This is a genomic window from Flavobacterium branchiarum (assembly GCF_030409845.1).
Taxonomy (GTDB): Bacteria; Bacteroidota; Bacteroidia; order Flavobacteriales; family Flavobacteriaceae; genus Flavobacterium; species Flavobacterium branchiarum.
In genome coordinates this window covers 801,973-813,708 of record NZ_JAUFQQ010000005.1, presented here as the reverse complement: position 1 = coordinate 813,708, position 11,736 = coordinate 801,973, and the positions used below count along the sequence as shown (strand labels likewise).

Annotated in this window: 8 protein-coding genes and 1 tRNA gene; all 9 read left to right on the top strand. The window is 35.0% G+C overall.

All coding sequences use genetic code 11. The annotated features are described in order from the left end of the window. The first annotated feature begins 21 nt into the window (after nt 1–21). The 9 genes from QWY99_RS15465 to rpoC all read left to right on the top strand — a co-directional run bounded on the left by QWY99_RS15465 (nt 22) and on the right by rpoC (nt 11,726). Nucleotides 22–92: transfer RNA gene (locus tag QWY99_RS15465), tRNA-Trp, on the top strand. 18 nt (nt 93–110) lie between these two features. Then, nucleotides 111–308 carry a preprotein translocase subunit SecE gene (secE, locus tag QWY99_RS15460; RefSeq protein ID WP_035619188.1) on the top strand — a complete coding sequence of 66 codons (198 nt, stop codon included), beginning with the start codon at nt 111–113 and terminating at the stop codon, nt 306–308. 10 nt (nt 309–318) lie between these two features. Then, nucleotides 319–870, top strand: coding sequence for a transcription termination/antitermination protein NusG (nusG, locus tag QWY99_RS15455; RefSeq protein ID WP_229990299.1), 552 nt, complete (start codon nt 319–321; stop codon nt 868–870). 67 nt (nt 871–937) lie between these two features. Continuing rightward, a complete protein-coding gene (rplK, locus tag QWY99_RS15450; RefSeq protein WP_290266500.1) occupies nt 938–1,375 on the top strand; it encodes a 50S ribosomal protein L11 in 438 nt (145 codons plus the stop codon). A gap of 13 nt (nt 1,376–1,388) precedes the next feature. Next, nucleotides 1,389–2,078 carry a 50S ribosomal protein L1 gene (gene rplA, locus QWY99_RS15445; RefSeq protein ID WP_055094620.1) on the top strand — a complete coding sequence of 230 codons (690 nt, stop codon included), beginning with the start codon at nt 1,389–1,391 and terminating at the stop codon, nt 2,076–2,078. A 22-nt stretch (nt 2,079–2,100) separates the two neighbouring features. Then, nucleotides 2,101–2,601, top strand: coding sequence for a 50S ribosomal protein L10 (gene rplJ, locus QWY99_RS15440; RefSeq protein ID WP_290266494.1), 501 nt, complete (start codon nt 2,101–2,103; stop codon nt 2,599–2,601). 93 nt (nt 2,602–2,694) lie between these two features. Further along, nucleotides 2,695–3,063 (top strand): 50S ribosomal protein L7/L12, encoded by a 369-nt coding sequence (gene rplL / locus QWY99_RS15435; RefSeq protein WP_039111372.1) that lies wholly within the window; start codon nt 2,695–2,697, stop codon nt 3,061–3,063. A gap of 265 nt (nt 3,064–3,328) precedes the next feature. Next, nucleotides 3,329–7,141 carry a DNA-directed RNA polymerase subunit beta gene (rpoB, locus tag QWY99_RS15430; protein ID WP_290266492.1) on the top strand — a complete coding sequence of 1,271 codons (3,813 nt, stop codon included), beginning with the start codon at nt 3,329–3,331 and terminating at the stop codon, nt 7,139–7,141. A 271-nt stretch (nt 7,142–7,412) separates the two neighbouring features. After that, complete coding sequence (gene rpoC / locus QWY99_RS15425) at nt 7,413–11,726, top strand: DNA-directed RNA polymerase subunit beta' (protein WP_290266491.1); 4,314 nt, start codon at nt 7,413–7,415, stop codon at nt 11,724–11,726. Nucleotides 11,727–11,736 lie beyond the last annotated feature (10 nt).

Genomic DNA, 11,736 nt, shown 5'->3' with positions numbered 1-11,736 from the left:
TTGAAATCACTGGCTTTAATTACGGGCGTAGTTCAAGGGTAGAATAGCGGTCTCCAAAACCGTTGATGGGGGTTCGAATCCCTCCGCCCGTGCAATAATAAATATATCTCATGACAAAAGTTGTTAATTACATATCAGAAGCATTCGAGGAATTGAAGTCAAATGTAACTTGGCCAGCTTGGGCAGAAGTACAACGATTGACAATTGTAGTAGCTGTATTTTCAGTATTATTCGCTTTGGCAACTTGGGGAGTAGATGAATTTTTCGCAAAAGCATTGGCTGGATTTTTTAACTGGATAAAAGCGTAATTTTTTTGTAATGGCAGATAATAATGTGAAAAAGTGGTATGTAGTTCGAGCAGTAAGTGGACAAGAGAATAAAGTCAAAGCTTACATCGAAACTGAAATTGCCAGATTAGGTATGGGTGATTATGTTTCCCAAGTTTTAGTTCCTACTGAAAAAGTGGTAACTGTGAAAGAGGGTAAAAAAATAGCTAAGGATAAAGTGTATTTTCCTGGATATGTTATGATCGAAGCCAATTTAGTTGGTGAAATACCTCATATTATTAAATCGATAACGAGTGTTATTGGTTTTTTAGGTGAAACAAAAGGTGGTGAGCCTGTTCCGCTTAGATTATCAGAGGTAAATAGAATGCTAGGTAAGGTTGATGAGCTGGCTGTTAACACAGATACACGTTCAATTCCTTTTAACTTAGGAGAAACAATTAAGGTAATTGATGGTCCTTTCAACGGTTTCAATGGAACAGTTGAGAAAATCAATGAAGAAAAGCGTAAACTAGAAGTAATGGTTAAGATTTTCGGAAGAAAAACACCATTAGAGCTAAGTTTTATGCAAGTAGAAAAAGTATAATTTTCGTTACATCTATAATAATCACTACAATCGCTTCCAATGATTGCAGTGTTAAATTTTTTAAAAAATGGCTAAAGAAATTAGTAAGGTAGTTAAACTACAAGTTAAGGGAGGTGCTGCGAATCCGTCGCCACCGGTTGGACCTGCTTTAGGAGCTGCTGGGGTTAATATCATGGAGTTCTGTAAGCAATTTAATGCTAGAACACAAGATAAACCTGGCAAAATATGCCCAGTACAAATTACTGTGTATAAAGACAAATCATTTGATTTTGTTGTAAAAACTCCTCCAGCAGCAGTTCAGTTAATGGAAGCTGCAAAGCTAAAATCTGGTTCAGGTGAGCCTAATCGTAAAAAAGTAGCTAGTGTTACTTGGGAACAAATTAGAGCTATTGCTGAAGACAAGATGCCAGACTTAAATGCTTTCACTATGGAAGCTGCAATGAGTATGGTTGCTGGAACAGCTAGATCTATGGGTATAACTGTATCAGGAGATTCTCCTTTTTAATTAAGAGAAAGACATGGCAAAATTGACAAAAAAGCAAAAAGAGGCTGCTTCAAAAATTGAAAAGAACAAACTATATTCTTTAAAAGATGCAGCTGCATTAATTAAAGTTATAGCTTCTGCAAAATTTGATGAGTCTGTTGATATCGCAGTTCGTTTGGGTGTAGATCCAAGAAAAGCGAATCAAATGGTAAGAGGTGTGGTAACGTTACCTCACGGAACAGGTAAAGATGTAAAAGTATTAGCATTGGTTACTCCAGATAAAGAAGCGGAAGCTAAAGAGGCTGGAGCAGACTATGTAGGTCTTGATGATTATTTACAAAAAATTAAAGATGGTTGGACAGATGTTGATGTTATCATCACTATGCCAGCTGTAATGGGTAAATTAGGTCCATTAGGTCGTATTTTAGGACCTAGAGGTTTAATGCCAAACCCTAAAACAGGTACTGTAACTATGGATGTTGCAAAAGCTGTTCAAGAGGTTAAAGCTGGTAAAATTGACTTTAAAGTTGATAAAACTGGTATCGTACATGCAGGAATTGGTAAAGTTTCTTTTGGAGCTGAGCAAATTTATGACAATGCACACGAAATTATTCAAACATTAATCAAACTTAAACCAACTGCTGCTAAAGGTACCTATATTAAAGGAATTCACCTTACTAGCACTATGAGTCCAGCAATTGCTTTGGACCCTAAAGCAGTATAATTGGTAGTTAAAAATTTTTAGTATGACTAGAGAAGAAAAATCAATCGCGATTGAAGATTTAACTGCACAGTTAGCTGGTACAAATATTGTTTATGTAGCAGATATTTCTGGACTTAATGCAGAAACAACTTCAAATTTAAGAAGAGCTTGTTTTAAAGCAGGTATAAAATTAGAGGTTGTAAAAAATACATTGCTTGCAAAAGCTATGGAAGCTTCTGAAAATAATTATGGTGAGTTACCTTCTACATTAAAAGGAAACACTTCAATCTTTATTTCAGATGTTGCAAATGCACCTGGTAAAATTATCAAAGATTTCCGTAAGAAATCTGATAAACCAATTTTAAAAGGAGCTTACATTAATTCAGAAGTTTACATTGGAGATGATCAATTAGATGCATTAGCAACTATCAAATCTAAAGAAGAACTTCTTGGAGAACTTATTGGATTACTTCAATCTCCTGCTCAAAGAGTTATCTCTGCTTTACAAAACCAATTCGCAAACAGCGAAGAGGCAGAAGCATAATAGCCCAAACGCGAGGGAATTGTTTTTCCTTGCTGCTTAAATAGCGCACAATAAATAATTATATTTTACAAATCATTTTAAACGATAGAAAAAATGGCAGATTTGAAACAATTCGCAGAACAATTAGTTAACCTAACAGTTAAAGAAGTTAACGAATTAGCAACAATATTAAAAGACGAGTATGGTATTGAGCCTGCTGCTGCAGCTGTTGTAGTTGCTGCTGGTGGTGATGTAGCTGCTGAAGAAGCACAAACTGAATTTACAGTTGTATTAAAAGAAGCTGGTGCTTCTAAATTAGCTGTAGTTAAATTGGTAAAAGAACTTACAGGTTTAGGTCTTAAAGAAGCTAAAGATGTAGTTGATAGTGCTCCAAGTAACGTAAAAGAAGGTGTTTCTAAAGAAGAGGCTGAAGGTCTTAAAAAATCTTTAGAAGAAGCTGGAGCTGTAGTTGAACTTAAATAAGTTCACTCGGTTTTAAGAACTAGGTTTAGGTCTTGAGTCAAACTCAAAGGCCTAAACCATTTTTCGTATAATAAAATATAGCATGTTTTATTATCAAATAGTTTAAAATACGAAAAAGTTTTTGATCAATACGAAGAAAAAAAATTAGACTAAATTAAACGGTTTATTTTTAAAGATGTATTGATTACAATAAGAAAGTATAAATTAAACAGTGTGTGTTTTTACACAAAAAACTACTTTTTTTTAATCAAAATTTTGTCCATTGATGATAACAAATCAGACTGAAAGATTGAATTTTGCCTCTACAAAAAATATTCCTGTATATCCAGATTTTCTAGATGTTCAGGTTAAGTCGTTTAAAGATTTTTTTCAATTAGAAACTAAATCTGACGAAAGAGGCAACGAAGGGTTGTACAACACCTTCATGGAAAATTTCCCAATTACAGATACAAGAAATAACTTTGTATTGGAGTTCCTAGATTATTTTGTTGATCCACCACGTTATACAATTCAAGAATGTATAGAGAGAGGTCTTACTTATAGTGTGCCTTTAAAAGCTAGGTTAAAACTATATTGTACTGATCCAGAACACGAAGATTTTGAAACTATTGTACAAGATGTTTATCTTGGAACAATACCTTATATGACTCCAAGCGGTACTTTTGTTATCAATGGTGCTGAGCGTGTTGTAGTATCACAACTACACCGTTCTCCTGGGGTTTTCTTTGGACAATCATTCCATGCAAATGGTACAAAACTTTATTCTGCCAGAGTAATTCCTTTTAAAGGTTCTTGGATAGAATTCTCTACAGATATCAATAGCGTAATGTACGCATATATCGATAGAAAGAAAAAATTACCTGTTACAACTTTATTCCGTGCTATTGGATTCGAAAGAGATAAGGATATCCTTGAAATTTTCGACCTTGCTGAAGAAATTAAAGTTTCTAAAACTGGTATTAAAAAATATATTGGAAGAAGACTTGCTGCACGTGTATTAAACACTTGGCATGAGGATTTCGTAGATGAAGATACTGGTGAAGTAGTTTCTATCGAACGTAACGAAATCATCCTTGATAGAGATACAATTATCGACAAAGATAATGTTGAAGAAATCATTGATTCTAACGTTAAATCTATTTTGTTACATAAAGAGGATAATAATCAAGCAGATTATGCTATTATTCACAATACATTACAAAAAGATCCAACAAACTCTGAAAAAGAAGCTGTTGAGCACATTTACCGTCAGTTGCGTAACGCTGAACCGCCTGATGAGGAAACTGCTCGTGGTATTATCGATAAATTGTTCTTCTCTGATCAACGTTATAACTTAGGTGAAGTTGGTCGTTATAGAATGAACAAAAAACTTGGTTTAGATATCCCAATGGAAAAGCAAGTGCTTACTAAAGAAGATATCATTACCATTGTAAAATATTTGATCGAATTAATCAACTCTAAAGCTGAGATTGATGATATTGATCACTTATCTAACCGTCGTGTTAGAACAGTTGGAGAGCAATTGTCACAACAATTCGGTGTAGGTTTAGCACGTATGGCTAGAACTATTAGAGAGCGTATGAACGTTAGAGATAACGAGGTGTTTACACCAATTGATTTGATTAATGCTAAAACATTATCATCAGTTATCAACTCATTCTTTGGTACTAACCAGTTGTCTCAATTTATGGATCAAACGAATCCACTAGCTGAGATTACACACAAGAGAAGATTATCTGCACTTGGACCTGGTGGACTTTCTAGAGAAAGAGCTGGTTTCGAGGTACGTGACGTTCACTATACGCATTACGGACGTTTATGTCCAATTGAAACTCCAGAGGGACCAAACATTGGTTTGATTTCATCTCTTGGTGTTTATGCTAAAGTTAACGGAATGGGTTTCATCGAAACTCCTTACCGTAAAGTAACTAACGGTGTTGTAGATCTTGATACTACTCCAGTATATTTAAGTGCTGAAGAAGAAGAAGGAATGTTGATTGCGCAAGCAAACATCGAAATGGATGGAACTGGAAAAATTATCGCTGAAAACGTAATCGCGCGTCAAGAAGGTGATTTCCCAGTTATTGAACCAACACAAGTAGATTATACTGACGTTGCTCCAAATCAAATTGCTTCTATTTCTGCATCTTTGATTCCTTTCTTGGAGCATGATGATGCGAATAGAGCCCTGATGGGATCTAACATGATGCGTCAGGCAGTACCTTTAATTCGCCCTGAAGCTCCTATTGTAGGAACAGGTTTAGAGCGTCAAGTTGCGTCTGATTCTAGAGTATTGATCAATGCTGAAGGAAATGGAACAGTAGAATATGTTGATGCAAACATCATTACTATAAAATATGACCGTTCTGAAGAAGAAAGAATGGTTAGTTTTGAGTCTGATGAGAAAACATATAATCTAATTAAATTTAGAAAAACCAATCAAGGAACAAGTATCAACTTGAAACCAATCGTTAAGAAAGGTGATAGAGTTGCACTTGGACAAGTATTGTCAGAAGGATATGCTACTCAAAATGGAGAATTAGCTTTAGGTCGTAACCTAAAAGTTGCGTTCATGCCATGGAAAGGATATAACTTTGAGGATGCGATTGTAATTTCTGAGAAAGTAGTTCGTGATGATATCTTTACGTCTATTCACGTAGATGATTATTCATTAGAAGTTAGAGATACTAAATTAGGTAACGAAGAGTTAACTAATGATATTCCTAACGTTTCTGAAGAAGCTACTAAAGATTTAGATGAAAACGGTATGATTAGAATTGGAGCAGAGGTTAAACCTGGCGACATTCTTATCGGAAAAATTACTCCAAAAGGAGAATCAGATCCTACTCCAGAAGAGAAATTGCTTCGTGCAATCTTCGGGGATAAAGCAGGTGATGTAAAAGATGCTTCATTAAAAGCTTCTCCTTCTTTACATGGTGTAGTTCTTGACAAAAAATTATTTGCAAGAGCCGTAAAAGATAAACGTAAACGTACTCAAGATAAAGATGCTTTAGGCGCTTTGGAAATGGAATTTGAAACTAAATTTGTTGAATTAAAAGACAGATTAGTTGAAAAATTATTCTTGATCGTTAACGGAAAAACATCTCAAGGTGTAATGAATGATTTGGGTGAAGAAGTTTTACCAAAAGGTAAAAAATATACTCAAAAAATGCTTTATGCAGTGGAAGATTTTGCTCACTTAAGCAAAGGTCAATGGGTTGCTGATGACGCTACTAATAAAATGGTTAATGATTTAATTCATAACTATAAAATTAAGCTAAACGACTTACAAGGATCTTTAAGAAGAGAAAAATTCACTATTACTGTTGGAGATGAATTGCCAGCAGGAATCTTGAAATTAGCTAAAATTTACATTGCTAAGAAACGTAAGTTGAAAGTAGGGGATAAAATGGCAGGACGTCACGGTAACAAAGGTATTGTTGCACGTATTGTTCGTCATGAAGATATGCCTTTCCTTGAAGACGGAACACCAGTAGATATTGTATTGAATCCACTTGGGGTACCTTCTCGTATGAACATTGGTCAGATTTATGAAACTGTTTTAGGTTGGGCTGGACAAAATTTAGGTAGAAAATTTGCTACTCCAATTTTTGATGGTGCTACTTTAGATCAAATTAATGAATTGACTGACGAAGCGGGAATACCAAGATTCGGTCATACTTATTTATATGATGGAGGAACCGGAGAGCGTTTCCACCAAAGAGCAACAGTGGGTGTAATTTACATGTTGAAATTAGGACACATGGTAGATGATAAGATGCACGCACGTTCTATAGGTCCTTACTCTTTAATTACTCAACAACCACTTGGAGGTAAAGCTCAATTTGGAGGGCAACGTTTTGGAGAGATGGAGGTTTGGGCACTTGAGGCTTATGGAGCATCAAGTACACTTAGAGAAATCTTGACTGTTAAATCTGATGATGTTATTGGTAGAGCTAAAACTTACGAGGCAATCGTAAAAGGTGAATCAATGCCAGAACCAGGATTACCTGAATCATTCAATGTATTGATGCATGAATTGAAAGGTCTTGGATTAGATATTAGATTAGAAGAATAAATAAAGTTTCAGTCGCAGTCTCAGCATTCAGTTCAATACTGAAAACTGAGACTGTAGCTGTTTACGAATATTAAAGTTTTTAGGATTTATACCCGTAACCCGTTCCGATTTTTTATTTAAACCTGATAGGTTTTATAATTAGCACTTCAAATTAAGTTGGAGTTTAGAGAAGTAACCCGAGGTAGTAGCTGAATGATTAACTCTTTTCATTAAGAGTAGATTATAAATCGAAAATCAATTTTTAATTGCAAATAAATCAATAGTAAAAACTATGATGAATAATAGAAATAATAATAATAAAGATAAAAATCCAGTAAAAAGATTTAATAAAATCTCTATTGGATTGGCTTCACCAGAATCTATCTTGAAAGAATCAAGAGGAGAGGTTTTAAAGCCAGAAACAATTAACTACAGAACGCACAAGCCAGAACGTGACGGACTTTTCTGCGAAAGAATCTTCGGACCTGTTAAGGATTTTGAGTGTGCTTGTGGTAAATACAAAAGAATTCGTTACAAAGGGATCATCTGTGACCGTTGTGGTGTTGAAGTTACTGAGAAAAAAGTACGTCGTGATAGAGTAGGACACATCAACCTTGTTGTGCCAATTGCTCACATTTGGTATTTCCGTTCTCTTCCTAATAAAATTGGTTATATCCTTGGACTTCCTTCTAAGAAATTAGATATGATTATTTACTACGAAAGATACGTAGTAATCCAAGCAGGTATTGCTAAAAATGCAGAAGGAGAATCTTTACAAAGATTAGACTTTTTAACTGAAGAAGAATATTTAAATATTTTAGACTCTCTTCCTCAGGATAACCAATATTTAGATGATTTTGATCCAAATAAATTTGTTGCCAAAATGGGAGCAGAGTGTATTATGGATTTATTGGCACGTATAGACTTAGATGAGTTATCTTACCAACTAAGACACAGTGCTAATAATGAAACGTCTAAACAACGTAAAACAGAAGCATTAAAAAGATTACAAGTAGTTGAGTCTTTCCGTGAGTCTAACTTAAACCGTGAAAATCGTCCAGAATGGATGATCATGAAAGTGGTTCCAGTTATTCCACCAGAATTACGTCCGCTTGTGCCACTTGATGGAGGTCGTTTTGCAACTTCAGATTTAAATGATTTATACCGTCGTGTAATTATACGTAACAACCGTTTGAAAAGATTAATGGAGATTAAAGCTCCAGAAGTTATCTTAAGAAACGAAAAACGTATGTTACAAGAATCTGTAGATTCATTATTTGATAATACACGTAAAGCTTCTGCTGTTAAAACAGAATCAAACAGACCATTAAAATCATTATCAGATTCATTAAAAGGTAAACAAGGGCGTTTCCGTCAAAACCTTTTAGGAAAACGTGTGGATTATTCTGCTCGTTCGGTAATTGTTGTTGGACCGGAATTAAAATTATTCGAATGTGGTATCCCTAAAGATATGGCATCTGAATTATACAAGCCTTTTGTTATCCGTAAATTGATAGAAAGAGGTATTGTTAAAACGGTAAAATCTGCTAAGAAAATTATAGACAAAAAAGAGCCAGTAGTTTGGGATATCCTTGAAAATGTAATTAAAGGTCACCCAATATTACTGAATCGTGCTCCTACTTTGCACAGATTAGGTATACAAGCATTCCAACCAAAATTAATTGAAGGAAAAGCAATCCAATTGCACCCTCTAGTTTGTACGGCATTTAATGCCGATTTTGATGGGGATCAAATGGCGGTACACTTACCATTAGGACCAGAGGCTATTTTGGAAGCTCAATTGTTAATGTTGGCTTCACACAATATCTTGAACCCTGCTAACGGTGCGCCAATTACTGTACCTTCTCAGGATATGGTCTTGGGTCTATATTATATGACCAAAGAACGTCTTACTACTCCAGAACTTACAATTTTAGGTGAAGGCTTAACTTTTTACTCTGCAGAAGAAGTAAATATTGCATTAAACGAAGGAAGATTAGAATTGAATGCTTCAGTGAAAATTAGAGCAAAAGATTTTAATGAAGCTGGAGAATTAGTGTACCAAATCATTAAAACTACCGCTGGTCGTGTATTGTTTAATGAAGTAGTACCTGAAGCTGCAGGATATATCAATGATGTATTGACTAAGAAAAACCTTAGAGATATTATTGGACACGTTTTAAGTGCTACCAATGTACCTACTACAGCTGCCTTCTTGGACAATATGAAAGATATGGGTTATAAATTTGCCTTTAGAGGAGGTTTATCATTCTCTCTTGGTGATATTAGAATTCCAGAACAAAAAACGAAGTTGATTGCAGATGCTAGAGAGCAAGTTGAAGGTATCTCAACAAACTATAACATGGGTCTTATTACCAATAACGAACGTTACAACCAAGTTATTGATGTTTGGACTTCTGCAAATGCTCAACTTACAGAGTTAGCAATGAAAAATATTAGAGAAGATCAACAAGGATTCAACTCTGTATATATGATGCTTGACTCTGGAGCAAGGGGATCTAAAGAACAGATTCGTCAGTTAACTGGTATGCGTGGTTTGATGGCTAAGCCTAAAAAATCTACTGCTGGTGGTGGTGAGATTATTGAAAACCCAATTCTTTCTAACTTTAAGGAAGGACTTTCGATCCTTGAGTACTTTATCTCTACTCACGGTGCTCGTAAAGGTCTTGCGGATACGGCTCTTAAAACTGCCGATGCTGGTTACTTAACAAGAAGATTACATGACGTTTCTCAAGATGTTATTGTTAACATTGAGGATTGTGGTACTCTTAGAGGTGTTGAAGTTTCTGCATTGAAAAAGAATGAGGAGATTGTTGAATCGTTAGGAGAAAGAATATTAGGACGTGTTGCATTGCAAGATGTAATTAATCCTTTAACAAGTGATTATTTAGTAAGATCTGGTGAGCAAATCACAGAGGTTATAATGAAAGCGATTGAGGCTTCTCCTGTTGAGAAAGTTGAAGTTCGTTCTCCATTAACTTGTGAGGCTGTTAAAGGAATCTGTGCTAAATGTTACGGTAGAAACTTAGCTACTGGTAAAATGACTCAAAGAGGAGAAGCAGTTGGAGTAATTGCAGCTCAATCTATTGGAGAACCAGGAACACAGTTAACATTGCGTACTTTCCACGTTGGAGGGGTTGCGGGTGGTATCTCTGAAGAATCTAGCATCGTTACAAGATTTGATGGTAAACTAGAAATTGAAGATTTAAAAACTGTTAAAGGTGAGGATAACGAAGGTAATGCAGTTGATATTGTAGTATCTCGTTCTACTGAATTAAAATTAATTGACGAAAGAACAGGTATCTTATTAAGTACAAATAATATTCCTTACGGTTCTAGTATCTTTGTAAAGGATGGACAATCGGTTGTTAAAGGAGATGTTATCTGTAAATGGGATCCATATAATGGGGTTATCGTTTCTGAGTTTACTGGTAAAATTGCTTACGAAGATTTAGAGCAAGGACAATCGTTCATGGTTGAAATTGATGAGCAAACTGGTTTCCAAGAAAAAGTAATTTCTGAATCAAGAGCTAAAAAATTAATTCCAACTTTATTAGTTTACGGTAAAGAAGGTGAATTGATTCGTTCTTATAACTTACCAGTTGGAGCCCACTTAATGGTTGAAAACGGTGAGAAAATTAAAGCAGGTAAAGTATTGGTGAAAATTCCACGTCGTTCTTCTAAATCAGGAGATATTACCGGAGGTTTACCAAGAATTACAGAGTTGTTAGAAGCTCGTAATCCTTCGAACCCAGCTGTAGTTTCTGAAATTGATGGAGTTGTTTCTTTTGGAAAAATCAAAAGAGGTAACCGTGAGATCGTTATCGAATCTAAATTTGGTGATGTTAGAAAATACTTGGTTAAATTATCAAGCCAAATTCTAGTTCAAGAGAATGACTTCGTTAGAGCAGGTGTACCATTGTCAGACGGTGCTATTACTCCAGACGATATTTTAAGAATTCAAGGTCCAGCAGCTGTTCAACAGTACTTGGTTAATGAAATTCAAGAGGTATACCGTTTACAAGGGGTGAAAATCAATGACAAACACTTCGAGGTTGTTATTCGTCAAATGATGCGTAAAGTAAGAGTACAAGATCCAGGTGATACTTTATTCTTAGAAGATCAATTGATTCATACTAAAGATTTTATCGTTCAAAACGATAAATTATACGGAATGAAAGTAGTTGAAGATGCTGGAGATTCTAGCGTATTAAAAGCGGGTCAGATTATTTCTCCTCGTGAATTACGTGATGAAAATTCATTATTGAAACGTACAGATAAAAATCTAGTAGTAGCTAGAGATGTAATTACTGCAACTGCAACGCCAGTTTTACAAGGTATTACAAGAGCTTCGCTACAAACTAAATCATTCATTTCGGCAGCTTCTTTCCAAGAAACAACGAAAGTACTTAACGAAGCTGCAGTAGCTGGTAAAGTAGATTATTTAGAAGGATTAAAAGAAAATGTAATTGTTGGACATAGAATTCCTGCAGGAACTGGTATGAGAGAATACGATAATACTATTGTAGGATCTAAAGACGATTACAATGAAATGATGGCTAATAAAGAAGAATATATTTATTAATTTAGGAAAC